Genomic DNA, 26715 nt, shown 5'->3' with positions numbered 1-26715 from the left:
GTCCCGCCGTACTTTTATGAGCGTTCCGCGTAACCGACTACCACGAATGGAGATCAGCGACATCCGTACCATCCGGTTCAGCTGTGAGTCCCACATCGACCCCGACGAGAAGGGCCACGGCCACCCCGGCGAGCCGAGGGAGTCGACGCGGACCATCACGCACGTCGTCGTCGACGGCGGCCCCGACGGCTACTGCCGCGGCGGTCACGAGGCGGCCAACGAGTTCGCGAAAAAGCACCTCGTCGGCGAGAACCCGCTGTACCGCGAGAAGCTCTGGCAACTGCTCTGTCGGGCCGAGCGACTGAACAAGGGAACGCTCACAGACAAGCGCGTCGCCCCCATCGACTGCGCGCTCTGGGACGTCGCCGGCAAGGACGCCGGCCTCCCGGTCTACCAACTCATCGGCGCGGCCCGGGACTCGGTCCCGGCCTACGGCAGCACGATGGTCGGCGACGACGACCCCGACGGACTCGGCTCGCCCGAGGCGTACGCCGATTTCGCCGAGGAACTCGTCGAGGAGGGCTATCAGGCCGTCAAGCTCCACACGTGGATGCCGCCGTTCGGCGACGACCCCGAACAGGACATCGCCGCCTGCCGGGCGGTCCGCGAGCGCGTCGGCGACGACATCGACCTCATGCTCGACGCCCACCACTTCTACAGCCGAAGCGAGGCCAAGAAAATCGGGAAGGCGCTCGAAGACCTCGACTTCCGCTGGATTGAGGAGCCGATGGACGAACACTCGATGTCCTCCTACGAGTGGCTCTCGAACGAACTCGACATCGCCGTCGTCGGCCCCGAGACCGCCGAGGGTCGGATGCACACCCGCGCCGAGTGGATAAAGCGGGACATCGCCGACATCATCCGCGTCGGCGTCTACGACGTGGGCGGCATCACGCCGGCGCTGAAGGCGGTCGGCCTCTGCGAGTCGTTCAACATCGAGTGCGAGATTCACGGCCGCGACGCGCCCAACCTCCAACTGCTCGGGACGATGGCGTTCCCCGGCCGGTACTACGAGCGCGGCCTCCTGCACCCGAAACACGACTACGAGACGTACTTCCCCGGCCTCGAACACCCGCCGGACGAAATCGACGAGAACGGCGTGGTCGAACTCCCGCAGACGCCCGGCCTCGGCTACGCGTTCGACTGGGACTACATCGACGCCAACCGCGTCGAGTAACCGCGCGAGAACGCGCGGCGAAACGGAGTACGGAACAACTGACGAGGGCCGCTACGAAACAGAATCGACTGCGGTCGCTGGCGCGGCGTTGCGCGCTGCTTTTCGGTTCGGTGTGTTAGTTCGACGTTCGGTGCCGGTGACTGAGCTCCGCGGTCAATTGTACGAGCCCCAGAGTCGGAGCAGCAGGTAGCCGCCGATGCCGACGCCGACGAGCGAGATGCCCCAGACGCCGAACATGCCCGCGAGCGTCCCGCCGAGGACGAAGCGCGCGAGCAGAATCATGAAGACGCCGGAGAGCACGGTCATGATGAAGTTCCGGTTCGACGACGCGGCCTTCCGGAGCGAAGGCACGCGCGATGCGTTGACTGACATACGTACTCACACGGTAGCTCTCCGCACACAAATAGATACTGTTCGCGGGCACGTCGTTCGACCGGCTCGAACGGCTCTGCGGGTCGAAAACGGATAGTTGAAAACTGGGTCTGGGTCGCGGCGTCCCGAGCGGCTGGCTCAGTCGTCGACGATGCTCGGACTGTCCCAGTACTCGTGGGTGTCGTCGGCGCGGAAGCACCGCGCGGCGTGGCCGTCCTCGTCTTCGAACGCGCCCGGGTCGTCGGTCTCACAGACCTCACGCGCCTTCGGACAGCGCGGGTGGAAGTGACAGCCGCTCGGCCGGTTCGTCGGGTCGGGGATGTCGATTTTCCGAATCGGGAGGTCGTCGTCTCCCTCTCCCTCGTAGAGGTTCGGCGTCGCCCACTTCAGCGCCTGCGTGTAGGGGTGCTGGGGGTTGCCGATGACCTGCTCTATCGGCCCGACTTCGACGATGCGGCCGAGGTACATGACGGCGATGCGGCCGCCGGACTTCTCGGCGATGTACCGGGCGTTCGAGAGGTCGTGGCTGATGAAGACGTAGGAGGTGTTGAACAGGTCCTGCAGTTCGAGCATCAGGTCCATCATCTCCACCCGGAGGCTCACGTCGAGGGCGCTGATGGCCTCGTCGGCGAGGATGACGTCCGGGTTCAAGAGCAGCGACCGAACGAGTACGACGCGCTGTTTCTCGCCGCCCGAGAGCTGGTGGGGGAACCGCTCGACGAAGTCCTCGGCGGGCGTGAGCCCGACGCGTTCGAGGAGCGCGTAGACGCGCTTTCTGCGCTCTTCCTCGCCGAGGTTCGGGTTCCACTTCTTCAGCGGGAGCATCAGCGAGGTGAGGATGCGCTGGTTCGGGTTCAGCGCGCTGCCGGGGTCCTGGTGAATAATCTGGAGGGACCGCCGAATCTCCGAGAACGGGATGTCCGGGTCGCGGCTGTTTTTCGCCTCCCAGATGTCCTGTCCTCGGAAGGTAATCGACCCGTGAGTCGGCTCTTGTGCGCCGATGATGGTCTTTCCGAGCGTCGACTTGCCGCAGCCGGACTCGCCGATGAGCGTGACCACGTCGTTCTCGCCGATGTCGAGCGAGATGCCGTCGACGGCGCGGACCGTCTGCCGCTCGCCGAACAGGCCGAGGAAGCCGCTGCTGTCGGTGAAGTGGACCGACACGTCGTCCACCGAGAGGATGGAGTTATCGACGCTCATTCGCCCTCACCGCCCTCTTCGGCCGCTTCCATCGCGGGAATCGGGATTTCGTCGGACACGTCGTCGTGGTAGAAACACGCGGTTCGGTGGCCGTTGCCGCGGTCCGCCATCGGCGGTTCCGCCTCCGCGCAGGACTCGTCGGCCATCGGGCACCGCGGCCGGTACGAACAGCCGGGGATGTTGGTCACCGGGTCGGGCTTCGAGCCCGAAATCGACTGCATCTCCTCGATGGGCGCGTTCAGGTCCGGGGTCGCGTTGAGGAGCGACCGCGTGTACGGGTGCGCCGCGTCGTAGAGAATCTCTTCGGTCGAGCCGACCTCGACGATGTCGAACGCGTACATCACGACGAGCCGGTCCGCGAGCTTAGTGAGAAGCGGCAGGTCGTGCGTGATGAAGATGATGGTCAGGTCGTACTCCTCTTTGAGGTCCTTGAGCAGCGACACGATAGAGCGCTGCATCAGGAGGTCGAGCGCGGCGGTCGGCTCGTCCATCACGAGCACCTCCGGTTCGAGGATGAGCGCGAGCGCGACGAGCGCGCGCTGTTTCATCCCGCCGGACAGCTCGTAGGGATACGAGTCGAGGACGCGGTCGGGGTCCAAGTAGAGGTCGCCCAGAATCTGGTGAGCCCGTTCGAGCCCCGCCTCGACGTCGCGGTTGTGGTCTTCGAGGGTCTCCTTGAAGTGGCCGCGGACCTTCTTGACGGGGTTGAACGAACTCATCGCGCCCTGGAACACCATGGCGACTTCGCCCCAGCGGAACTTCCGAAGCTCCTCTTCGTCGAGTTCGAGCACGGAAATCGGCTCGCCGCCGTCGGGCGGGTAGTAGGTGACCTCACCAGAGGTCTCGCCCGGGCTGACGACCGCGTTCATCAACGCGGACGAGGTCATCGACTTCCCGCTGCCGCTTTCGCCGACCATGCCGAGCGTCTCGTTGCGGTAGATGTCGAAGTCGACGTTGCGGACGACTCTCGATTCGCCTCGGTTGGTCCCGAAGGTGACCTCCAGGTCGCGGACTTCGAACACGACGTCTTGGTCCGGGTTCGAGTCGTTCTGATTCGACGTTCGCATTGTTTGGTTGGTAGTCATCGTCTGGTAATAGGTGTTGGCACGGGGTCAGTCCCCGCCGGTCGCCTGCGATTGGTTGTTCTTCGAGGTGCCTTTCTTCTTCGAGGTTTTCGCGTGGCGTGCCCGGAGACGGACGTTGAACAGGCTGTCGAGCCCCTGCGATAGCAGGACGAGTCCGAACGACAGCAGGAAGATACAGACCATGGGCGCGACCATCCACGGGAGCATGTCCGGTCGGGTGAGTGCGTTGCCCTCGTACGCGAGGTTCATCATCACGCCCCAGTTGAACGTGGTGAAGGGCAGGATGCCGAGGAAGTACAGACCCACGGACTCGAAGATGATGCGTCGAGAGGTGAGCGCCCCGTTAATCATCACGTACGGCATGAGCTGCGAGAGGATGTCCCGCCGGAGAATCGACGACAGCGGGATGCCCATGATTTCGGACGCCTCGACGTAGGACTCCTCGCGGATGCTCAGCACCTGCGAGCGGACGGTCCGCGCCAGTCCCGGCCAGTTGTCGATGCCGAGGAACACCCCGACGATGTAGGGGTTCTCGGGCTGGAAGATAGCCGTGATGACGATGATGAGCGGCAGCCCCGGAATCGTGATGACGACGTCGGTGATGGTCATCAGGAACGAGTCGATGCGAGTGCCGTGTTCGAAGCCGGCGACGACGCCCACGAGGGCGGCGAAGCCGACGCTCACGACCGCGCCCGCGAAGATCATCTTGAACATGCCCGGCGTCGCGTGGATGAGTTGGGCGTGAATCGGCTGGCCGAACACGTCGGTGCCGAGCGGGTACGCGAGCGATTCGAACGGCGCGGCGAGGACGGGGGCGTCACCGCTTGTCGGCCGCTCGACGAGCCAGACGCCGACGGTTCCCATGAGGAGGAAGAACGCGAGAATCGCGCCGCCGACGAGCGCGCGCCAGTCGTCGACCGCGATGCGCGCGGGGGCGACGATATTCATTTCGAGGAATCGCTTTGCGCGGTCGGCCCGCGATTCCGGGTCCGGGTCGATGTCTTCGTCGTAGAGGTCCTTCAGGTCGAACGAGTCGGAATGTGCTTCGCTCATAGTTACTCCTCACCCACCGAGATGCGCGGGTCGATGAGCGTGTACGTGAGGTCGGCGATGAAGATGGCGGTCAGCGAAATCGCCGTGAACACGATGAGCGTGCCCATCAACAGCGGGTAGTCTTGCGTCTTGACCGCCTCGAACATCAGGAGACCCATGCCCGGGTACGCGAAGACCTCCTCGACGATGACGGCGCTGCTGAAGACGCCGGCGATGCCGATCATGAACTGCGTGTACATCGGGAGGATGGAGTTGTGCCCGAGGTACTGCGTGGCGATGCGGGTCTCGCGGAGCCCGCGGAGCTGCGCCACGCGGATGTAGTCCTCGCCGAGGACGCGAATCGCGTTGCCGCGCATGGCGAGCGCCCCGGAGGTCGCGAGCGCGCCCATCGAAATCGCCGGGAGCGCCGCGTGCTTCACGAGGCTGAGCATGAACTCGGGGTTGTACCCCGCCACGATTCCCGAGCCGATGCGGCCGCCCGTCGGGAAGTAGTTGTTCTGGATGGCGAGGAAGTAGATGAGCACGACACCGACGATGTAGTACGGAATCGAGTTGAGTCCGATGATGAGAGATGACACCGTGGAGTCGAACCGCGACTTCTCGCGGTAGGCCGTCATCACGCCGAGGAAGATACTCAGCGAGTAGCCCAGCGCGAGCGCGTAGACGCTGATGAACATCGACCACGGGATGCGCTGCATGATGAGCGTCGTGACCTTCTCGTTCTTGAAGAACGAAGTGCCCAGGTCCTGCCGGAGAATCACGTCAGACGCGTAGTTGAAGTACTGTACGTGCATCGGCTGGTCCGGATTCACGTTCGTGTAGAGCTGTATCATCCTGTTCAGTCGGTCGATGTCGACGCTCCCGCCGCTCTGCGAGAGAATCACGCTCCGCATCGCCTCCGTCGGACCACCCGGCATGGCTTGGTACAGCAGAAACGAGACCGTCATCGTGACGAGAAACGTCAGTATCGCTTGCCCGAGACGTTTCAACAAATACTTTGGTGTCATTATTAATAGTTTGGCTTCTAGCGTGAGAGGGCTTAATTGTGGTGGTTAAGCCCGTTGGGGGTGCCGTCTGACCTTACTCCGAGTTCGAGCTAATCCATCCGTTCTTGAACGAGAACTCGCCCGGCCGGTTCGTGTTGAGTTCGTAGTCGTCGCCCGTCGGCATGGAGAAGTCCTGCGTGTCGCCCCAGTAGCCGGAGTCTTCCTCGACGAAGACGAAGTCCGGAAGCGCGTAGTTGAACCACTGGACGAGGTCGCGGGTCCGCTCTTTGACCTGTTCTGCCGACTCGGAGTTCGGCAGGTCGTTCATGAGCTGTGCGGGCTGGATCTCCTTGCCGCTGCCCGAAACCTCGGTCGCGCCGACCTCGCTCGGGATGGTCGTCGTGAAGGGCTTGCCCGTCGGGCCGGTCTCGTTCCCGCTGGACGGGTCGCCGACCTCGATGCCGTAGAAGTTGTTCGAGAAGTACGCCGTCGGGTGCCAAAGCGCCTTCGCGACGTGCCATATCCAGAAGATGTCCGCCTCGTACGTTTGGAGGCGCTGGTAGTAGTCGGTCGAGCTGACCGTGCTAATCTTCGTCTGGATGCCGAACGCGTTGAGCTGGTCGTTGAAGACCTTCGTCGCCTGCACCTGGGTGTTGTTGTTCTGCGTGAGGACGGTGAACGTGAAGGACTCGCCGTCGGGGTCGACCCACGTCCCGTTCTCCTTGGTGTAGCCGGCGTCTTCGAGCAGCTGCGTCGCGGTTTCGAGGTCCTTGCCGACCGGGTAGTCGATGAGCTGGTCGACGAAGTCCGAACCGAGGTACTCCTCGTGAATCGTCGAGCGCAGCGCCGTCTGGTTCTCGGCGGGCGCGCCGACGGTTCCGGCCTGCCGCATCGCGGCGACCATCGATTCGAAGTCCACCGCGTTGACGATGGCGCGTCGGACGGGGAGCCTCGCGATGTGCTCGTTCTTGAAGTTGAACGTGAACTTCTGGGTGCGGAACCAGTTGAGCCGGTAGACGTTCTCGATGTTGTCCGGGTACCGGGACTGCTGGGACTCCGACATGAGCACGTCGGGGTTCATGTCGAGTTGGTCGTTCACCGACAGCGACTCCACGTCGGAGGTCGTCTCGGGGATGATGCGGACGTTCGGGATGTCCGTGCGGCTCGCGTACGGGTGGTCTTCGAACTTCTCGAGGATGGTCTCCGAGGAGTTGAAGCCGGTGACGCGGTACAGCGCGTTGCCGAGTCCCTCGTCGATGAGCTGTTGGGTCGTGATGCTCATGTCGAGGAGGTCGCTCGTCACGCTCTCGCGCTCGCTGTCACTCGATGCTTCCTCGTAGCGCGTGAGGTATTCGCGGTAGACCGACCGCGGGGTGTTGACGAACGTCTCGGCGACGTTCGCCTTCATGAGGTTGGGCGAGACGGCCGTCTTGAACGTCCGCTCGATGGTGTAGTCGTCCACGAGCGTGTTGCTCTCGATGGGCGACTGCTCGGGCGACTGCAGGCGGTCGATTTCGAGGCCGATGTAGTAGTCCTCGGCCGTCAGGTCGTCGCCGTTCCACCACTTGAACCCCTCGGGGAACGTCAGCGTGAGGGTCCGCCCGTCGACGGTCATGTCTTCGAGCAGGTCGGGTCGGACCGTCCCGTCGGCGTAGCCGCGCGCGACTTCCTCGAACAGTTGGTCCTGCAGGGTGTGCGCGTAGTTGCCGAGACTGTAACGGTTGAACTGCACGTCCGTCGCGGGTCGGCCCGCGGGGTAGTCGAGGGTGTCGTCGGCGATGGTCGCGCCGCCCTCGGTGCTCGTACCGCCGTCCGTGCCGCCTTCGGTGCCCTCTTCCGTCGTCGTCTGCCCCGAGCTATCGAAACAGCCTGCCAGACCCGCTGTGCCAGCGACTGCCCCGTATTTGATAAGGTCTCGTCTACTCCAGTTGGTTGAACGCTTTCCAGCCATGCGGTATCATCTATCATGATACTCCCGGTTAATATAGATACTGGATTTGTCCATACTGGCCGTGCCAGAGAAAATAACTATCATAGTTGTGATTCCTGACTGTCAGGGTTCGATGAACGTCTCTCACGCGCTTCTGGCCGTCCACAGGAGGAGTCCGAGCATCAGGACCGCCAACCCGCCGAACGTCGTCAGCTGGAGGTAGACGAGCGCGTGGGTCGTCGTTCCCGGCTCGATAGACGGGAGCGAGATGAGCAGCAGGACGATAGAGGCCAGCGAGATGACGAGGACGAACTTCATCCGGGTCTCGTAGTCGCGGAGCACGTCGGCGAGACTCGTTTCGGGCATGCCTACGTAGAGTACCGCGGTGTATTTCAGTATACTGCCCCGCCGGGCGACGAGTCGCGCGTCGCACGCGAGTGAGAAGAGCGCGGTCCGGTGGGTCGCACTCCCGCCGACCCCGCCCGCGCCGTCCGTTCCTGCGGTAGACTTAGATAAGACGAGACGAAATGCAGGTGCATGGACAGAGGATTAGTACTCATCGAGAACACCGACTTACACGCGGACCTCCTCCGGGAGGCCAGAGAACACGCGCTCGGCGCGGACGCCGACCTCGTCCTCCTCGTCACGCTCACCGAAGACGAGTTCGAGGAGACTCAGGAGGTCCTCGACACCATCGGCGACGTCGAGCACACGTCGTACACGGAACAGGACGCGTTCAAGGGCGCGATGAACGACGCCGAGGAAGTCGCCCGAGAGGTCTTCGGGACCGACGACGAGGTGTCCTACGAAATCGTCCCGCGAATCGCCAGTGAGAAAGAGCGCGCCGAGACGGTCATCGAAGTCGCAGAAGAGGAGGGCGCAGACCACGTGTTCATCCTCGGTCGGAACCGCTCGCCGACCGGGAAGGCGCTGTTCGGCGACCTCGCGCAGTTCGTGATTCTCAACTTCGACGGCTACGTGACGCTTCACACCGAGTGAGCGTCGCCGCGGCGGTCTGAACCGTCACCTGTTTTTCGGACTCATCGACCCGCGCAGTCGTTCGTCATCAGCCGTCGGCAATCGTCCACGTCGGCAGTCGTCCACGTCGGCCGTCAGCCGCCGGGTGCGACGGCCGCTTCAGCGCGTCTTGTCCACGACGTAGTCGAGCGGCACGTCGACGCCGGGGTCGGTGTGCCACTCGAAGACGAGGTCCCAACTCCCGGCGGAGCCGTTCCATTCCACGTAGCTCTCCCACGCGTACGTCTCCGACGACCCCGTGGTCGCGGGCTTCGCGCGGACCGAGAGCGCCGACGCCTCGAAGTCCTCCGGTTCGTCGACGCTCCCCGGGATGGTCACGTCGGGGAACTCGCTGATTCCCTCGACGCGGGCCGCGGGCGACTCGCCGGCCGAGAGCGTCACCTCGCCGTCGGCGAAGCCGCCGCCGACGTTGTCCCGCACGACCGTGGTGTTCGAGAAAATCCCGATGTTCCGGGTCGTTCCGCCGCCCCGCACGTCGTTGTTGACGATGCGGTTGTGGTTGCACGCCGGGCCGGTTTCGAGGATTCCCCACGTCTGTTTCGGCTCGTCGCGGTCGTCGTAGACCCGGAGGTTGCTGATGGAGATGCCCTCCGCGGGAAGCTGTTCACCGTCGTTCCGCGAGTCGATGCGGACGCCGTCGCCGTTCGTGTTCTTGACGACGCCGCCCTGCACGGTGAAGTCCCGGCAGTTCTGGATGAGAATACCCTGGTCCTCCGCGCCCTCGATGTTGACGTGGCCGATGGTGATGTCGTAACACTCGGAGACGCCGAAGACGCCTCGATTGCCGCCGCGGCTGACGACCTCGCCGACCGTCACGTCGTGCGCGCCGTTGGCGACGCGGAACGTCGCGTAGCCCGCGGGGCCGCCGGGTTCGAGGCCGACGACGCTGTTCACCGTCGCGTCGACGGTGTCGTTGAGGAGGACGACGCAGCTCGCGGGGTCGTTGCCGACGACCTGCTCGATTTGGATGCGGTCGACGCCGTAGGTCTCGACGCCGTGGTGGCCGTTCCCCTCGATGTATATCTGCCCCATCTGGATGTCGGTCGACCGGGGCGCGTCGCCCCGCCCGTCGATGCGGATGCCGTCGCTCGTCACGCCCGTGATGCGGATGTCGCCGAGACGGACGTTCGAACAACTGGTGAGCCGGACACCCATCGCCGCGGGCCCGTCGACGACGAGGGACTCTACCTCGACGTGTTCCGCGCCGACGGCCCGGACGACCGGCGGCACCGACTCCCCGTCCGGAATCGAGAGCGTCACCGGCGCGTCGAGGGTCGTGTAACTCGGGAGTTCGAGGTTACCGTCCCCCCCGGTAATCTCGCCGGGCGAGGCGATGAGCACCTTCTCGTTCCACGTCCGCCCCTCGGTGAGGCTGTCGACGGCCGCCTGCGCGACCGGTACGACGCCGTCGCCCGACGCGACTTCGCCGTCCGCGCCGTCCGCGTGGAACGTCCCGTCGTCGTCCTTCCAGACGATGACATCGGCGTCGCGCGCCGAGGTGTAGAGGTGGTCCACGTCGAGCGACGCGAGGTTATACAGGCTGTTCCCGTTCGCGTCGACGTCTCGATTCCACGGCTTTCCGTCGGTTCCGCGACCGTTCCCGCGACTCTCGTCGCCCTCGCGTTCGTCGTCGGACTGGGCGGCCGCGGTGCCGGACAGCGCCGCGACACCCGTGCCCCCGAGGAGCGCGAGCGCGGTTCGTCTGGTGAGCGAGGCTCGGTTCGAATCGCTGGCTGTGGGTGTGTCTTTCATACCCACGAACCCGTTTTTAACAAATACACATAAAGTTAATTGCAGAATCAGGTCGGCTTGCGTCAGCGACGACGCGTCGGCAGAAGAATCGAAAATGGGACAGACGGGACAGACAGCGGGACGTGGCTCGGACGTTCGGGACTACTCCGGCGGGCTATCCCACTCCTCGCCGTCGTCCTGCGGGTGGTACCCGATCTGCGAGCGGGCGTGTTCGAGGTCGTACCACCGGCGCTGGTTGTCGCTCACGCCGCTGAAGATACCGAACTCGACGTTGTCGTCCTGCAGACAGCAGTCGATTTCGTGGGCGAAGTCGCGGCGGGACTGCCACATTGCCTTCATGCGCCCGACGGTCTCTTCGTACTCGGCGCTCCCGCGCTCGAACTCGCCGTTCTCGACGGCCTGCTCGGCGTCGCCGTAGGGGTGGTCGTACTCCGGCATCCGGACGCTGCACACCCGGAGGGCGTAGAACTGCTTGGGGTATTCGTAGTTCTCGACGTAGTATCGGCCCATGTCCTCGCCGTAGGCCTTCGACGCGCCGTAGAACGAGTCGGGGCGGACGGGGTCGTCGTGGCCGACGACGAGGCCGTGACCCGGCTCGTAAATCTCGGGGGAGAACTCGTCCTCGTAGCCGCCCATGACGTGGTTGGTCGAGAGGAAGACGAACGACTCGATTTCGTTCTCGCGGGCGACTTCGAGCGCGTTGTACATCCCGATGATGTTGGGCTCGAAGATGTCCTCCCACGTGCCGTCGGTGTAGGGGTACGCCGCCATGTGGATCATGGCGTCCTGTCCCTCCGCGGCGTCGTTGAGGGCGTCGTAGTCGGACACGTCGCCGACGACGGTGTCGTAGCCACCGTAGGGGTGGTCGTCGGGACGGTCGGAGCGGTTGAAGTACGTGAAGTCGTAGTCGTCGTCGTCGTGCAGGTGGTCTATGACTGCGGTGCCGCACCGGCCATAGACGCCGGTCATCAAGACGTCCATACGAATCCACTCTGACCAAATCGTAATAAATTGATGGGTGACCGCGAAATCCGACTTCGCGCCGGCGTCGCTCGTCGGCCGGGAATCGACCCCCCGACCGTTTCGATAGTTCACAAAGCCTGACTGTTGATTCGCGGATGGGCCACTCGCGGGCGCTCTCGCGCGCGAACACCGGATTCAGGGGTTGACGATGCCTTTATCACGGTTGACTCAGATTGACTGTACCATGCCACTCGCAGACGACCGTGTACGTAGTCGTCTCCGTGGCGTCGCCGTCGGCTTGCTCACGCCGTTCGACGACGACCTGGAGATCGAACACGACAAACTCGAAGCTAACGCGAAGTCGCTTTCCGGCGACGGTATCTCGTCGTTCCTCGCGGCCGCGAACATCAGCGAATATCACTCGCTGACCCAACAGGAGCGCGTCGACGTGACGGAGACGAGCGTCGAAGCGCTCCCCGACAGCGCCTGCGTCCTCGCCGGCGTCGGCGGGTCGACGAAGGCCGCGACCGACCTGATGGAAGCCTACGACCGCATCGGCGTGGACGCGATGATGGTCATGCCGCCGGACCACACCTACGTCCACGAGCGCGGACTGCTCCGCTACTACGAGAAGCTCGACGCCGCGACCGACACGCCGCTCGTTCCCTACGTCCGCGGCTTCGACCCCTCGGTCTCCTTCCTCCGCGACCTCTCGCGCATCGAGGGCGTCGTCGGCGTCAAGTACGCCATCGAGGACCCGGTCAAACTCGGCTCCGCCGTCGCCGCCGCGGACGACGACGTGGTCTGGGTGGACGGCCTCGCCGAACCCTTCGCCGTCTCGTTCTGGAACGAGGGTATCGAGGGATTCTCCGCGGGCGTCAGTAACTTCCGCCCGGAAATCGGCCTCGCGCTGTTCGAGGCGCTCACCGAGGAGAACTGGGAGCACGCCCGCGAGATTCGCGACCTGACGCTTCCCTTCCAGGACTTCCGCGGCGAGACGGGCGAGGACAACGACCTGCCCGGCGCGATCAGCGTCTCCGCGGTGAAGAAAGGCCTCGAACTGGCCGGCCTGCACGGCGGGAACGTCCGCGAGCCGATTCGGTCGCTGTCGGCCGCCGACGAGCGCCGCGCCGAGGAACTGTACGAGGAACTCGACGACGGCATCGCCCGCGTCATCGACTGAACCGACGACTGCGACCGGAGCGCGAACCGACGGCTCCGACCGCAGCGACACCGACTGACCACGCTCACCACACCTGTCTGACGCCACCCGGCCGCATCGGTCGGACGCGCCCCACCACCGCTTTTCGTCGTCTCGCCGTCCTCACTCCGTTGCCGAGCCGTTGTCTCATCGGTCCGTTTGTAACCATCGGCTCTCGACCCGTGACAACTGCGTTACTCCTCACTTCGGGCAGCCGAGCGGACAGCCCTCCGGAGACTGAGCGCCGCGCGGTCCGCGTACCACCCGATTTTGTTCGCCACTAGCGAACGAACAATCGCCGAATTGTGCCTCATTGTTCACTCTCGATGGGTTCCCCGTTCCCTGCTTGCGAACGGGTCGTTTCGAGCCTCTAACTGCGTTGAATCGGGGGTTTAGCTGGTTTGAGGTTCTTTTTGGCTCGCCGCTCCGAACGGCGAACGCGCGAATTCGGCGCTATAGCCACCGATAAATTACAAACATATATCTGTAATTTTCCCGCCTCGGGAACCCGACTGCCGGACGAGGGCTCGTCTCGCGCCGAATCTCGCCGCGCTCGCCGCCGCGCGTCGGTCGCTGGAGGTAGCGATAAGTAGGTGCGGCGTGTGCGAGACTCACACGGTATGCAGCACGACGATATCCAGCACGACGACATTCAGTTCCACAACGTCAGGGCGCTCCAACGGGTTCGGCCCCGCGAGGGACTTCGATTGCTCCGCGTTCCGGAGGCGGTCAGGAGCGGCCTGAACACCGGCGCGCAGACGCGGATGTCTCACCCGGCGGGGACCGAGATACGGTTCGTCCCGGAGGAGACGGTTCGTATCACGCTCTCCTCCGAGGAGCGAAACAGCCTCGTTCGTCCGTTCTGGGGGGACTTTCAGGCGACAGGCGAGGAGTTCACGCTCGGGCCGGAACCGAAGACGGTCGAACTATCTCCCCCGGAGTCGCTTTCCGACCTCGACCCCGAAGCGACCGGCGAGATGCGCTACGCGCCCGACGTGTGTCGACTCGTCTTCCCCGGCGACCACCGCGGCGGCCACATCTACTACCACGACGTCGAGGGCGCGCGGCGGCCGCCGACCGCCGACGAGGTGCCGAGCCTCCGATACCTCGCGTACGGCACGTCGATTACCGAGGGCGAGGCCCCGTCGGCGGAGATGCTCACGTACGTCAACCAGACGGCGCGGCGACTCGGCGCGGACCCGATAAACCTCGGCTCCTGCGGGACCGCCTACTGCGACCCCGCGATGGCCGAGCACATCGCCGCCCGCGACGACTGGGACGTGGCGACGCTCTCGCTTTCGGTGAACATGGTCGGTCGGTTCTCGCCCGACGAGTTCCGCGACCGGGCCGCGGACATGGTCGAGACCGTCGCCGCGGCGAACCCGACGAAACCCGTCGCCTGCATCACGCTGTTCCCGCACGTGCGCGAATACAAACGAGACCACGAGGAAGCGACGCTCTCCGAGACGTTCCGCCAGCACCTCCGCGACGTGGTCGCCGAGTGCGGCTACGACAACGTCCACCTCGTGGAGGGTCCCGACCTCCTGCCGACCGCCAGCGGGATGACGACCGACCTCGTTCACCCCGGCGACGACGCGATGGTTCGCATCGGCGAGCGCCTCGCGCGCGAGCTCGAATCTCTCATGGACGATTGACCGGGATGTGCGCGACTCAGACGCTCTCGTAGTCGAATTTTCCGAACGAAATCTCCGCGAGCGTAACACGGAAGGACCCCCCTGTTCGATGGGAGGGTATGACCGTCGCCGCAAATCTGGGCTACATGCTCGGGGTGCTCTGCCTCGGGGCGCTAGCGAAGCGTCTCGGCCTCCTCGACAGTAGCCGCCGCGACAAGCTCACGTTCTTCGCGTTCGCCTTCGCGCTCCCCGCGCTCGTGTTCACCTCGACGTACGACCAACCGATTCGCGAGGTCATCGAGCCGACGCTCCTTCTGGGCTTCTGGCTCGTCCTCTTCACCATGCTCGCCGTCGGCTGGGTCGTCCACCGCCGGGTGTCGCCGGACTCGGTTCGGAGCGTCGCCATCGTCCAGTCGTACTACTCCAACCTCGGTTTCCTCGGCCTCCCGCTCGTCGCTTCGACGTTCGGCTCGCTGACGACGGCGAAGGCGAGCGTCATCCTCGGCGTCGGCGCGCTCACCCACGTCCCGCTCACCATCACCGTTCTCGTCCTCGTCAACGGCGCTGACGTGTCGTTCAAAGAGGAGTTCATCGGCGTGCTCAAGACGCCGGTCATCCCGGCGCTCGTGTTGGGGCTCTCCTTTTCCGGGCTCGGCCTCGGCGTCCCCGGGGTTCTCGTGACGGGCCTCGACGCGCTCGCCTCGCTCGCGCTCCCCGTGGCGCTGCTCTCCATCGGCGCGTCGCTCACCGTCTCCGCCGAGTCGCTCGACCTCCGCACCGTCGGGGCCGTCGTCGGTAGCAAGGTCATCTTGATGCCGCTCGTCGCCTTCGCGGTGTTCTCGACGCTCGCGTCGAGTTGGACGACGGTCCAAGCCGGCGTGACGATGCTCGCGACGCCGACCGCCGTCTCGTCGTTCATCTACGCGAACGAACTCGGCGGCGACGCCGACCTCGCGTCGATAAACGTGTTCGCCACCACCGCCGTCTCGGTCGTGACGCTCTTCGTCGTCCTCCAGTTCCTTCTCTGAGGCGGCGGCTCGTCGGCAGTTCTCCGAACGCCCGAATTCGATTCTCTCGCGCCTTGTGACGGTCACGAACGCGTGGCGGCCACCGCCGCCGGCATGAGAAGCTTACTTAGTGATGGGTGTGCATGGCTAGGTCGAATGTCGAGAACTTACGGTAACTTCATCGACGGCGAATGGACAGACTCCCAGTCGGGAGAGACGTTCGAAGTCACGAACCCCGCGGCGGCCGGCGAAGTCGTCAGCGTCCACCCGGCGTCCTCCGAAGCGGACGTCGAGGCGGCGCTCGACGCGGCCGTCGCCGCACAGGACGAGTGGGCGTCGACGCCCGGCCCGTCCCGCGGCGCGATTCTCCGCGAGGCCGGCAACAACCTCGAAGCGCGCAAGGAAGAGGCGACCGAGGTGCTCGTCCGCGAGGAGGGCAAGACGCGCTCCGAGGCGGGCGGCGAGGTACAGCGCGCCATCGACATCTTCCACTACTACGGCGCGAAGGCGCGGGACTTCGGCGGCACCGTCAAGTCCGCGAGCGCCCCCGGAAAGGACCTCTACACGAAGCACGAACCCCTCGGGACGGTCGCGCTCATCACGCCGTGGAACTACCCCATCGCCATCCCGGTCTGGAAGCTCGCCCCGGCGCTCGCCGCCGGTAACACCGTCGTCCTCAAGCCGGCGTCCGAAGCTCCGGCCGTCGTCTCCATCGTCCTCGAATGCCTCGACGACGCGGGACTCCCGGCCGGCGTGGCGAACACCATCACCGGCTCCGGCAGCGAGGTCGGCGGTCCGCTCATCGAGAGCGAACGCATCGACGGCGTCTCCTTCACCGGCAGCACCGCCGTGGGGACGATGGTCGCCGAGACGGCCGCGGTCGACCTCAAGCGTGTCCAGTGTGAGATGGGCGGCAAGAACCCGACCGTCGTGATGCCCAGCGCGGACATCGAGGCGGCCGCCGAGACCGTCGGCGTCGGCGCGTTCGGCACGACCGGCCAGTCGTGTACGGCCACCTCGCGCGCCATCGTCCACGAGGACGTGTACGACGAGTTCGTCGCGGCCATCGCCGACTACGCCGAGTCGCTCGTCGTCGGCGACGGGCTCGACGACCCCGACATGGGCCCGCACGTCTCCGAGAACGAACTGTCCTCGACGCTCGAATACATCGACATCGGCTCCTCGGAGGGCGCGACGCTCGAAGCCGGCGGAAGCCGGCTCTCCGGCGACGACTACGACGACGGCTACTTCGTCGAGCCGACCGTGTTCTCCGGCGTCGGAAACGACGCCCGCATCGCCCAAGAGGAGATTTTCGGCCCCGTGCTGGCGGTCGTCGAGGCCGACTCGTTCGAGAACGCGCTCGACCTCGCCAACGACGTTGACTACGGCCTGTCGGCCAGCATCGTCACGCAGGACCTCAGCGAGGGCAAGCGCTTCGTCAACGAGGTCGAAGCGGGCGTCGCGAAAATCAACGAGAAGACGACCGGTCTCGAACTCCACGTCCCCTTCGGCGGCTACAAGGACTCCTCGACCAACACGTACCGCGAGCAGGGCGACGCCGGCCTCGACTTCTTCTCGTCGGTGAAGACCATCTACGAGAACTACTGAGCCGCGGGCCCCCGCGCGCTCAGGAGAACTTCGTGTTCAGTTCGATGACGTTCGCGGCGCTCCGGACGTAGTCTGCGAGTTCGCCGTGCAGGCGGTCCTCGGTGAACCGGCTCGACGGGCCGGTGATGCTAATCGCGCCGAGGATTGTCTCGTCGTTCTTGACCGGCGCGGAGACACAACGCAGGCCGTTGATGTTCTCCTCGTCGTCGATGCCGTACCCCTGCTCGCGGATGGTTTCGAGTTCCTCGAACAGCTCCTCGGGCCCGGTGATGGTGTTCGCCGTCTTGGGCTCGTACTCCATCGCCGCCGCGATCTCCTCGATGCGCTCGGGGGGAAGGTACGCGAGAATCGTCTTGCCGAGCGACGTGGAGTACATCGGCTGTTGGGTTCCCACCCGTGACAGCGTCTCGACGGCGTGTTCGCCCTGCGCCTTGTGGAGGTACGAGACCATTCCGTACTCCTCGACGCCGAACTGGACGATTTCACCCGTCTCCTCGGCCAGCGAGTCGACCTCCTTCTGGACGATGTCGAAGTTGCCTATCTGGTCGCGGACGTGCGAGGCGACGTCGAGGAAGCGCAGGCCGAGGCGGTAACCGTCGCCCTCGCGCACGATGATGCGCCGCTCTTCGAGCGTTCGGAGGTGGCTGTGGACCGTGCTCTTCGAGTGGCCGAGTTCGTCGGCGATTCGCGTCACCCCGATGCCCGCCTCCTCCTGCAGGAGGTCGATGATATTGAACGCTATCTGGACCGAGCGGATCGTTCGGCCGGGGCGTTTGTTCGGTTGGGGGCTCATGGTGTGACAGTCGAACCCGAGCCGTATATATCTGTTCCCGCCTGGGGAACGTTTCCGTTGCGACGAACGAGCGCTTCTCGGTTTCGGACCGGCTGACCGACCGGCGCGCACGGCCGCCGTCCGGTGGTGGCGCGACGCCATGGGATACATTTTTCATCCTCGCACGTATTCGTGTGGGTACTGTACCCATGCCAGCAGACGAGCTTACACCAGTCCAGCGCGCCGCGTCGTATCTCCGGTCGTTGGACATCGACGGTCAATCGTGGATCACCGGCGTCGCCATCAACGGCCTGCTCGCCGAGGGCGGAGACGAGTCGGTCGAGCGCGCGAAGCACTTCGTCGACACCGCGGTGGCGACCCAGAACGACGCCGGGCAGTTGAGCTACGGCCCGAGCTACCCGATCGAGGTCTTCAGCCACGGCCGCGAGTACGAGGCGAGCTGGGAGCTGACCGTCAAGAAGTGCATGAACACGAACAACAGCACCGCCATCGGTCACGGCGTCCTCGACTTCTACGACCGCACGGGCGAGGACCGCTACCTCGACGCGGCCGAGCGCGCCTACGAATCGCTGCTCTCCTTCGAGCGGACCGAAGACGGCGGCATCCCCCACCACGACCCCGAACTCGCGGGCATCAAGTCGCTGTGGATCGACTCCGTCTACATGATGTGCCCGTTCCTCGCGCGCTACGGCGCGGCCGCGGGCGACGACGACGCCTTCGACGAGGCGGTCGAGCAGATTCTGATTCACGCGGCGCACCTCCGCGACAGTCACACGGGCCTGTTCCGACACATCTGGGTCGAACAGCCGAACCACTACCCGCAGGGCGCGTTCTGGGCGCGCGGCAACGGCTGGGCCGCCGCCGCGTCGGCTGACGTGCTCGAACGGCTCCCCGAGGACCACCCGAAGCGCGACGACCTCCTCGACCTGTTCCGGTCGCACTGCGAGGCGCTCCTCCCGCTGCAGGACGGCAGCGGCTTCTGGCACAACCTCGTCGACGACCCCCACACGCCGCTTGAGTCGTCGGGGACGCTCATGTTCGCCTACGCCTTCGCCCGCGGCATCGACCTCGGCATCCTCGACGAGGAGACCTACCGCCAACCCGCCGAAGACGGGCTTGCGGCCGTCTCCCGCGTCGTCGGCGAAGCGGGCGCGGTCAACCGCGTCGCAGGGCCGCCGGGCGGTCCCGAAGCACCCCTGACGGACACGCCTTACGGGCAGGGCTGGTTCCTCATGGCCGCGGCCGCGCTCGACTGAACCTCTCGACCCCCGGTATCCTTCTCGGCGCTTTCGGAGCCGGCACCACAGTTATGCGCTCCGGCGAACATTGACGAACGAACGCGAGCGACAGAAGACACCATGACCTACCACGCAGGCATCATCGGCACGGGCGGCATCGCAGGGATGGGCATCCTCGGCATGCACGACGAGGAGGCCATCGGCAGAGAGAAAATCGACGCGAGCCACGCGGGCGGGTACGCCGCGACCGACGACATCGAACTCGTCGCCGTCGCCGACGTGGACGAGGCGAAACTGGACACCTTCGGCGAGGCGTGGGACATCCCCGCGGACCGCCGGTACGTCGGCCACGAGGCGATGCTCGAGGCCGAGGACCTCGACGCCGTGTCGGTCTGCACGCCGTCGTTCCTCCACCGCGACCACGTCGTCGACGCCGCGCGCTCCGCGGCCGACCCCTCGGTCATCTGGTGCGAGAAGCCCATCGCGTCGTCCGTCAGCGACGCCGAGGAGATGGTCGCCGTCTGCGAGGAGGCCGACACGGAACTCGTCATCAACCACTCCTTCCGGTTCACGGACAAGCTTCGCCGACTCCGCGACCTCGTCCGCGAGGAGGGCATCCTCGGCGACGTGAAGTCCGTGAGCGCGCAGTACCGGATGGAACTCATGCGGAACTCCACGCACGTCCTCGACACGCTCGTCTACCTCCTCGACGCGCGGGCGTCGCGGGTGAGCGGCCACATCACCGGCGAGAACGAGGCGCTCGACGCGCTGGACGCCACGGAGTCGGTCGTCGACGCCGGCGGCGGCGGACACGTCGTCATGGACGACGGCACGTTCGTCACGGTAGACTGCACGATTCCGCGCGATATCTCGTCGATGACGCTGAGCTTCATCGGCACCGAGGGCAAGCTCTACATGAACAACGACGACGGCGAGTGGCGCTACTGGTCGCTCGAAGACGGCGAACACGTCGAGCGACCGCTCCCCGGCATCGAGGGCGCGTGGACGTGGGAATCGGACTACAAGGGGTCGTTCGCCAACGCGGCGGCCCACGTGCAGGACCTCCTCGACGGGACGGCGGAGAACTACTCGCCCGGCGTCGCGGCGACCCGCTCGCTCGAAATCATCGTCGGGTTCTACCTCTCGCACTACACCGATTCGACGGTCGATATCCCGCTTCCAGGGCCGATCCGGGAGGTCCCAATCACGTCGTGGTGAGGCGCGGTCGGTCGGTCAGTCGCTCACGCCGGAAAGACTTCCGGTATGGCCGGATGGTCTCTTGACGCCGGTTCTCGAACTGAATCGGGCGTATATTGCGGATAGAGGCCCACATAGTGCTGTATCGCGTTTTCCATTGCTCTCTCCCGCGTTGATCTTCTCGTCCGGCCGGTCGAATCTGCGCTCCGGGATATATCCGCGTCACTCCGCGTAGAAACAATTCCAAATTACAATTCTATGGTAGTAATGATTAGGGGCGTACAACCCGTTTGGACGGCAATCGCGTACATCGAGCCGTCGTACCACTCGGTTAGCGGATGACGCTCCACGGTCGATTCGAGCCGCGCCGATTTTCCGCCAGTGGCGGATACGTATCCGGAAGGACCGGAGCGAACGGTTATCTCGGGAAACGGCTATTTGTGCGCCGCTGCTCCGCGGTAAATGCGACTTTGGGGTAATTCGTCCAGTACTGTTCCCGGTGAGAAATTCATCGCTGATGGCGGACGCTCCGCCATGGCCGGACAACTGTCTCCTTCGAGCGTCAGATCATCCGATAGACTTCGTCCATCCAACTGTCGTCGGTCTCGACGGTGATGCCGCTCATGAGCTCCGCCCAGTCGGCTTGCGCCTCGCTGTTGTCCATCACCTCTTGGATGGCCTCCGGGTCGTCGACCTCCATGAAGCCGAAGACGTGGCCGTCCTTCTCGAAGACGCTGTAGGTCTGTAGCCCGGCGTCGGAGTCCAGGTAGGCGGATTCGAGCGCCTCGGGGACGTTCTCGTGTTTCGTTCGGTACTCCTCTCGCTTGCCGTCCTTTATCTCAAGGTGGAACGCGATTCGCGCCATACGACCCCCGATTCGACGGCACCCGTCTTAGCTCTTCGGCGGGTAAGATTTAGTACGGGGTCGCCCGTCATCGACTGTAATGATAGATACCCACACCCACGCGTGGGGAGCCGCGAGCCCGGAGCATCCGTGGACCAACGGCCCCATCTTGGACCTCGTGGACAGCTTCGACGTGCACACCGTCTACACCGCCGAGCGCCTGCTCGCCGACATGGACCGAAACGGCGTGGACGAGGCGGTCGTCGTGGGCTACCCTATCTGCGACTGGACGGACAACTGGTACACCCGACGGGTCGCCGCCGAGTACGACCGACTCCACGGCATCGTGATGCTCGACCCCTTCGCCGACGACGCCGTCGAGCGCCTCGACCGCTGCATGGAGACCGACGGCGTCCTCGGCTTCCGACTCGGCGCTGCCTGCCCGTACGACCGGATGTGGGAGACGTTCGACCCGAGCGTGACGTGGCTCCGAGAGAGCATCGAGGAGACCGCCTTCTGGGAGGCCGCGGTCGAACACGACGCCGCCGTCCAGATTCTCTGCGACCACGGCCAACTCGACCAGGCGCTCGACCTCGTCGAGGCGTATCCCGAACTCACCTACCTGTTCGACCACTTCGCTCACGCCGGCCCCGAGACGCCCACCGACGAGGGCACGTTCAGCCGGTTCGCCGACCTCGCGGAACACGACTCGGTCGCGGTGAAGGTCTCGGAAATCGTCCACATGTCGGACTCGGCGTTCCCCTACGTCGACATGCACGACCACGTCCGGTGGCTCCTCGACACCTTCGGGCGCGAGCGGGTCGTCTGGGGCTCGGACTACCCCAACGTCAGCGACGTCGCCAGCTACGCCGAGGCGTGCAACTGGCTCAAGCAGGTCGACTCGCTGTCGGAGGCCGACCGGTCGTGGCTGACCGGGAAGTCGTTCCGGCGGCACGTCGACCTCGGGTGAGCCGCCGTCTTATGGTTCGTGCTGGCGGACGCGGGGCGTGTCGCCGGATATAGCCGACAGCTCGCCCCGTGTAGCCGCGGCTTCAGCCGCGCTATCACCGAAATTCTCCGCCCGCACCCAAACATATTAATCGGTGTGTTCACATGGTGTAAACGAGACGAACCCACACGGTTATTCGCAACTATGAAAGCCATTATTCAGACCGGGCCGCGCTCGGTAGAGACACAGGAGCGAGAGGTCCCCACCCCCAGTGCAGACGAACTGCTCATCAAGGTCCACACGGCGGGCCTCTGCGGCAGCGACGCCCACGCCTACAAGTACGACGGCGGCTACGAGTGGATTCCCATCCCGCGTATCATGGGCCACGAGTACTCCGGGACGGTCGCCGAGGTCGGCGGGAACGTCGAGACGTTCGAGGTCGGCGACAAGGTCGTCGAGGAGCCGATTCACGACTGCGGTCACTGCTTCCAGTGTCAGAACGGCCAGCCCAACGTCTGCCAGAACTTCTCCATCACGGGCATGCACCGCGACGGCGCGTACACGGAGTACGTCACCGTCGCGCCCGAGCACGTCCACGCGGTGCCCGAGGGCGTTCCCCTCCGGCACGCCGCCATCACCGAGCCGACGAGCATCGCCACGCGCGCGGTCCTCGACCAGTCGGTGACGACCCCCGGCGACAACGTCCTCGTCGAGGGGCCGGGCCCCATCGGCATGCTCGTCGCCGCCGTCGCCGACTCCCTCGGCGCGAACGTCGTCGTCTCCGGGCTCGGACAGGACGCGGCGTATCGCCTCCCGCTGCTCGAAGACCTCGGCATCGACACGGTGAACCTCCAGGAGGAAGACGGCCTCGACGAGCGGGTCGAGAGCCAGACCGACGGCATCGGTTTCGACGTGGTCTTCGACGCGACGGGCCACCACAGCGGCGTCGTCTCCGGGAATGACGTGGTCCGCAAGGGCGGCCAAATCGTCGTCGTCGGCATCCCGAACTCCCCGAGCGAGCTCAGCCTCACGTCGACCGTCCGCGGCGAAGTCGACATCAACACCTCCTACGGCTCGACGTGGACCAACTTCGAGCAGGCGCTTCGCCTGATGGAGCGCGGCGAAATCGCGGTCGACAAGATTCTCGACACCTCCTACAGCGTCGACGACCCGGCCGAGGCGTTCGAGGCGTTCCTCGACTCGGAGACCTGCAAGCCGGTCTTCCAGTTCGACGGCTGAAGCGACACGACAACAGGCACCCCACCGAGGCGGCGCCGCCGCGTCACCGACTGATTCGAGTCTCTGACCGACTGACGGCGGGCCGACCGACCGACGAACCAGCGACCTCTCCGGGCCACAGGTCGCCCAACGACAGAAACTATTTTACCCGTGCCGATTGGATGTGAGGTCGTACCAAACAAATCATGGAGATTACAGACATCTCAGCGACGAAAATCAGTAACGAGTCGTGGGGCGAGTTCATCGAATTCCCGCTCGTCACCATCATGTCGAAGTACGACGAGTACCGCAACGTCGACGGCGAGAACCCGCAGGCCCGCCGCAAGTGGATGGGCCCCGTGGGCGACGTGGTCGTCGAGGTCGAGACGGACGCGGGCATCACCGGCGTCGGCGTCGGCAACTGGGGAACCGGTGCCATCGCCACCGTCGTCGAGGAGACGCTCTCGAAAATCGTCGTCGGCGAGGACCCGATGCAGCGCGAACTGCTCTGGGAACAGATGTACCGCGCCACGCTCCCGTTCGGTCGGAAGGGCGTCGCCGTCATGGCCATCAGCGCGGTCGACCAGGCGCTGTGGGACATCGCCGGGAAGGACGCCGGCAAGCCGGTGTACGAACTGCTCGGCGGCCCCACTAAAGACGAGATTCCCGCCTACGCGTCGAACCTCCACCCCGTCGACATGGAGAAACTCGAGCGCGAGGCCATCCAGTACGTCGAGGAGGGCTTCGACGCGATGAAGCTCCGCTTCCTCCACGGCCCCGAGGACGGCCGCGCGGGCATGAAGAAGAACGAGGAAATCGTCGCGACGGTCCGCGACGCCGTCGGCGACGAAATCGAAATCGCGGGCGACGCCTACATGGGCTGGTCGGTCAAGTACGCCAAGGAGATGACCCAGCGCCTCGGCAAGTACGACATGGCGTGGGTCGAGGAGCCGGTCATCGCCGACGACATCTCCGGCTACGCCGAGGTCCGCGAGGCCGCGCCGATGCCGATTTCGGGCGGCGAACACGAGTTCACCCGCTGGGGCCACGAGGACCTCCTCGAGGAGGGCGCGGTCGACATCCTCCAGCCCGACGTGGGTCGCGTCGGCGGTATCACGGAGCTGCAGAAAGTCGCCGACATGGCCGAAGTCCACGACGTGCCCGTCATCCCGCACGCCGGCACGAACCCGACGCTTCACGCCATCGCCGGGCACACGAACATGCCGATGGCGGAGTACTTCCCGACCCCCGAGTGGTTCGAGGAGCGCCAGGAGAAACGCGAGTCGACCTACGCCGACGCCATCTTCCAGAACCCGCCGTCGCCCGAAAACGGGTCGATTCCGCTCCCTGACGAACCCGGTGTCAGCACCCAACTGAACCGCGAGGCGCTCGAACACTTCGCCATCGAGTAACGATGTCTGACATCAGCTTCGAGTACAACGTCCCCGTCTTCGCCGGCGCGCCCGACGAGGGGACCGAGCCGACGCACCGCGACACCCCGGAGTACGAGGCGCTCGACTGGGAGACGACCAAGATGGGCGTCCAGAAGGCGGAGGAACTCGGCTTCGACGCGGTGTGGGCACCCGACCACCTGCTGTTGGGCCGCGACCACGCCGAGTACGAGTGCTGGACGCTGCTGTCGGCCATCGCCGGTTTCACCGAGGACATCAACCTCGGCTCGCTCGTCCTCTGTAACGACTACCGCAACCCGGCGCTCGTCGCCAAGATGGCGGCCACGCTCGACGTGATTTCCGACGGGCGGCTGGAACTCGGCCTCGGCGCGGGCTGGCACGAGCCGGAGTACGACGCCTACGGCTGGGAGTACCGCGACGGCTTCGAGCGCCTGATGCGCCTCGACGAGTCCATCCGCCTCATGAAGCGCATGTGGGCCGCCGGGACCGACGGTGCGAGCTTCGACGGGAAGCACTACCAGATAGAGGACGCTTACTGCGTCCCCGGGCCCGTACAGGACCCCCACCCGCCCATCCTCGTCGGCGGGCAGGGCGAGGAGGTCACGCTCAAACTCGTCGCCAAGCACGCCGACGTGTGGAACACCGACGTGTTCAACGGCGACGTGGAGACGCTCGAACACAAAATCGGCGTCATCGAAGACCACTGCGAGACCGTCGGCCGCGACCCCGACGAAATCGAGTACTCGTGGGACGGCCACGTCATCTGCACGCGCGACGAGGAGAAGTTCGACCGCCTGCTCGACCTGATGACGCCCATCCAGTTCGAAGAGGAGTATCAGGACCAAGCGCCCATCGTGACCGAGGAAGACGCCCGGGAGTACTTCATCATGGGGACGCCCGAGGAGTGCGCGGAGGCCATCGAGCGCCGCATCGACGCGGGCGTGACGAAGTTCCAAGGCTGGTTCATCGACTTCCCCGACACCGACGGGATGGAACTGTTCGCGGACGAAGTCATCCCGCAGTTCAGCTGAGACGCCCCCGCGGGTCGAGCGCGTCGCGCTCGCGTCTCCCCCGGGCACTCGTTTTCTTTTTTGCCACCCTCGCGTCATACGTCTACTTGAATACCCCAAACTATCTGGATTATTTGAATTATTTAGGTACTCTCAAACCCGGCTCGTCGCTCGTGACACCTCCATCATTTCCGGCCATAGCGGAAAGACATTTGAGGGATGAGGATTCATAACCAACTATGGCGAAGGACGTTCCGGTCAACGCGGTCAAAATCTCGCTCGAACTCGTCGACCTCCTGCGGGAACTCGACGGGGCGGGCGTCTCGGAGGTAGCCAAGCGGCTCGATAAGCCGACCAGCACGATTCACGACCACCTGCGGACGCTGGAGCAACAGGAGTACCTCGTCAAGGAGGGCGACACGTACTACGTCAGCACGCGGTTCCTCCAGTTGGGCGCTCACGCGCGGTCCCGCCAGAAGGTGTTCAAAATCGCCCGTCCCGAGATAAACGAGCTCGCGCAGGTGACCGGCGAGCACGCGAACCTGATGATAGAGGAACACGGCGTCGGCGTCTTCCTGTACCGGTCTCGGGGGCCCGACGCCGTCCGGCTGGACACCCATTCGGGGATGCGTGTTCCTCTGCAGACGACGGCCCTCGGAAAGTCTATCATGGCGAACCGGCCGCGAGAGGAAGTCGAGCGAATCCTCGACCGCCACGGGTTAGAGGCGGTGACGGACCGCTCCATCACGGACCGCGAGGAGCTGTTCGACGTGCTGGAGCAGGTCCGCGAGCGCGGCTACTCGTACGACGACGAAGAGCGCGTCAAGGGCATGCGCTGTGTGGCCGCGCCGATACTCAACGAGGACGACTACGCCATCGCCGCCGTGAGCGTCTCGGGGCCGAAAAGCCGGATGCGCGAGGAGCGGTTCACCGAGGAACTGCCGAACCAGATTCTCAAGAGCGCGAACGTCATCGAGGTGAACCTGACGTACTCGTAGTCGGCGGGCCGCGGACCTATCCCCGCCGTCGCAATGCTGCGTAGAGCGCA

24 protein-coding genes are annotated in these 26715 nt (G+C 65.1%); 13 read left to right on the top strand and 11 right to left on the bottom strand.

The features are described 5' to 3' along the window. Positions 1-46: 46 nt before the first annotated feature. Positions 47-1177, top strand: coding sequence for an enolase C-terminal domain-like protein (locus DEQ92_RS12625; protein WP_004972077.1), 1131 nt, complete (start codon positions 47-49; stop codon positions 1175-1177). A 153-nt stretch (positions 1178-1330) separates the two neighbouring features. Here DEQ92_RS12625 and DEQ92_RS12620 read toward each other — a convergent pair whose 3' ends face one another. The 7 genes from DEQ92_RS12620 to DEQ92_RS12590 form a co-directional block, all read right to left on the bottom strand. Further along, positions 1331-1549 (bottom strand): hypothetical protein, encoded by a 219-nt coding sequence (locus DEQ92_RS12620; RefSeq protein ID WP_049904912.1) that lies wholly within the window; start codon positions 1547-1549, stop codon positions 1331-1333. Positions 1550-1687: 138 nt separating this feature from the next. Then, a complete protein-coding gene (locus DEQ92_RS12615; RefSeq protein ID WP_004972073.1) occupies positions 1688-2749 on the bottom strand; it encodes an ABC transporter ATP-binding protein in 1062 nt (353 codons plus the stop codon). Then, positions 2746-3816 (bottom strand): ABC transporter ATP-binding protein, encoded by a 1071-nt coding sequence (locus tag DEQ92_RS12610; RefSeq protein ID WP_004972071.1) that lies wholly within the window; start codon positions 3814-3816, stop codon positions 2746-2748. Before DEQ92_RS12610 ends, DEQ92_RS12615 begins: the two co-directional genes overlap by 4 nt. A 45-nt stretch (positions 3817-3861) precedes the next feature. Continuing rightward, positions 3862-4887: an ABC transporter permease gene (locus DEQ92_RS12605; protein WP_004972068.1), complete on the bottom strand. Its 1026-nt coding sequence runs from the start codon at positions 4885-4887 to the stop codon at positions 3862-3864. A gap of 2 nt (positions 4888-4889) precedes the next feature. Continuing rightward, complete coding sequence (locus DEQ92_RS12600) at positions 4890-5894, bottom strand: ABC transporter permease (protein ID WP_233516863.1); 1005 nt, start codon at positions 5892-5894, stop codon at positions 4890-4892. Between the two features lie 73 nt (positions 5895-5967). Next, positions 5968-7824, bottom strand: a complete 1857-nt coding sequence (locus DEQ92_RS12595) for an ABC transporter substrate-binding protein (RefSeq protein WP_004972063.1) — start codon at positions 7822-7824, stop codon at positions 5968-5970. A 123-nt stretch (positions 7825-7947) separates the two neighbouring features. Then, on the bottom strand, positions 7948-8169 hold the full coding sequence (locus tag DEQ92_RS12590) for a hypothetical protein (protein ID WP_004041061.1): 222 nt from the start codon (positions 8167-8169) through the stop codon (positions 7948-7950). A 171-nt stretch (positions 8170-8340) separates the two neighbouring features. Here DEQ92_RS12590 and DEQ92_RS12585 point away from each other — a divergent pair, with 171 nt between their 5' ends. Then, the gene (locus tag DEQ92_RS12585; RefSeq protein ID WP_004972061.1) at positions 8341-8802 is read left to right on the top strand and encodes a universal stress protein; all 462 of its coding nucleotides are present in this window, start codon (positions 8341-8343) and stop codon (positions 8800-8802) included. Between the two features lie 138 nt (positions 8803-8940). Here DEQ92_RS12585 and DEQ92_RS12580 read toward each other — a convergent pair whose 3' ends face one another. After that, positions 8941-10593, bottom strand: coding sequence for a right-handed parallel beta-helix repeat-containing protein (locus tag DEQ92_RS12580; protein ID WP_115820896.1), 1653 nt, complete (start codon positions 10591-10593; stop codon positions 8941-8943). Between the two features lie 141 nt (positions 10594-10734). Next, the gene (locus DEQ92_RS12575) at positions 10735-11574 is read right to left on the bottom strand and encodes an NAD(P)-dependent oxidoreductase (protein ID WP_004972056.1); all 840 of its coding nucleotides are present in this window, start codon (positions 11572-11574) and stop codon (positions 10735-10737) included. Between the two features lie 226 nt (positions 11575-11800). On the opposite strand from DEQ92_RS12575, the gene DEQ92_RS12570 reads away from it, so the two are divergent. The 4 genes from DEQ92_RS12570 (at position 11801) to DEQ92_RS12555 (ending at position 17006) form a co-directional block, all read left to right on the top strand. Beyond that, positions 11801-12739, top strand: a complete 939-nt coding sequence (locus tag DEQ92_RS12570) for a dihydrodipicolinate synthase family protein (protein ID WP_081605174.1) — start codon at positions 11801-11803, stop codon at positions 12737-12739. Positions 12740-13377: 638 nt separating this feature from the next. Continuing rightward, on the top strand, positions 13378-14412 hold the full coding sequence (locus DEQ92_RS12565; RefSeq protein ID WP_004972051.1) for an SGNH/GDSL hydrolase family protein: 1035 nt from the start codon (positions 13378-13380) through the stop codon (positions 14410-14412). Positions 14413-14510: 98 nt separating this feature from the next. Then, positions 14511-15419 carry an AEC family transporter gene (locus tag DEQ92_RS12560; RefSeq protein WP_004972049.1) on the top strand — a complete coding sequence of 303 codons (909 nt, stop codon included), beginning with the start codon at positions 14511-14513 and terminating at the stop codon, positions 15417-15419. A gap of 135 nt (positions 15420-15554) precedes the next feature. Next, positions 15555-17006 carry an aldehyde dehydrogenase family protein gene (locus tag DEQ92_RS12555; RefSeq protein ID WP_004972046.1) on the top strand — a complete coding sequence of 484 codons (1452 nt, stop codon included), beginning with the start codon at positions 15555-15557 and terminating at the stop codon, positions 17004-17006. A 19-nt stretch (positions 17007-17025) separates the two neighbouring features. Here DEQ92_RS12555 and DEQ92_RS12550 read toward each other — a convergent pair whose 3' ends face one another. Next, entirely contained in the window at positions 17026-17799 is a 774-nt protein-coding gene (locus tag DEQ92_RS12550) for an IclR family transcriptional regulator (RefSeq protein ID WP_004972043.1), read from the bottom strand. A gap of 188 nt (positions 17800-17987) precedes the next feature. Here DEQ92_RS12550 and DEQ92_RS12545 point away from each other — a divergent pair, with 188 nt between their 5' ends. Both DEQ92_RS12545 and DEQ92_RS12540 read left to right on the top strand, forming a co-directional pair. Then, positions 17988-19055: a glycoside hydrolase family 105 protein gene (locus DEQ92_RS12545; RefSeq protein WP_050460081.1), complete on the top strand. Its 1068-nt coding sequence runs from the start codon at positions 17988-17990 to the stop codon at positions 19053-19055. Between the two features lie 102 nt (positions 19056-19157). Then, on the top strand, positions 19158-20255 hold the full coding sequence (locus tag DEQ92_RS12540; RefSeq protein WP_115820895.1) for a Gfo/Idh/MocA family protein: 1098 nt from the start codon (positions 19158-19160) through the stop codon (positions 20253-20255). A gap of 541 nt (positions 20256-20796) precedes the next feature. Here DEQ92_RS12540 and DEQ92_RS12535 read toward each other — a convergent pair. Next, on the bottom strand, positions 20797-21099 hold the full coding sequence (locus DEQ92_RS12535) for an L-rhamnose mutarotase (RefSeq protein WP_004972034.1): 303 nt from the start codon (positions 21097-21099) through the stop codon (positions 20797-20799). A 79-nt stretch (positions 21100-21178) separates the two neighbouring features. Between DEQ92_RS12535 and rhcC the strand changes: the two genes are divergently transcribed. From rhcC to DEQ92_RS12510, 5 genes are all read left to right on the top strand, one after another. Continuing rightward, positions 21179-22048 carry an L-rhamnono-1,4-lactonase gene (rhcC, locus tag DEQ92_RS12530; RefSeq protein ID WP_050460082.1) on the top strand — a complete coding sequence of 290 codons (870 nt, stop codon included), beginning with the start codon at positions 21179-21181 and terminating at the stop codon, positions 22046-22048. Between the two features lie 183 nt (positions 22049-22231). Then, positions 22232-23266, top strand: a complete 1035-nt coding sequence (gene rhcE, locus DEQ92_RS12525) for a 2-keto-3-deoxy-L-rhamnonate dehydrogenase (RefSeq protein WP_004972030.1) — start codon at positions 22232-22234, stop codon at positions 23264-23266. A 185-nt stretch (positions 23267-23451) separates the two neighbouring features. Next, a complete protein-coding gene (rhcD, locus tag DEQ92_RS12520) occupies positions 23452-24657 on the top strand; it encodes an L-rhamnonate dehydratase (protein WP_004972028.1) in 1206 nt (401 codons plus the stop codon). A 2-nt stretch (positions 24658-24659) separates the two neighbouring features. After that, positions 24660-25688: a TIGR03560 family F420-dependent LLM class oxidoreductase gene (locus DEQ92_RS12515; RefSeq protein WP_004972027.1), complete on the top strand. Its 1029-nt coding sequence runs from the start codon at positions 24660-24662 to the stop codon at positions 25686-25688. A gap of 218 nt (positions 25689-25906) precedes the next feature. Continuing rightward, the gene (locus tag DEQ92_RS12510) at positions 25907-26665 is read left to right on the top strand and encodes an IclR family transcriptional regulator (RefSeq protein WP_004972025.1); all 759 of its coding nucleotides are present in this window, start codon (positions 25907-25909) and stop codon (positions 26663-26665) included. The last annotated feature ends 50 nt before the right edge of the window (positions 26666-26715 follow it).

This window comes from Haloferax sp. Atlit-6N (assembly GCF_003383195.1).
Taxonomy (GTDB): Archaea; Halobacteriota; Halobacteria; order Halobacteriales; family Haloferacaceae; genus Haloferax; species Haloferax gibbonsii.
This window is presented reverse-complemented; position numbering and strand designations above follow the sequence as displayed.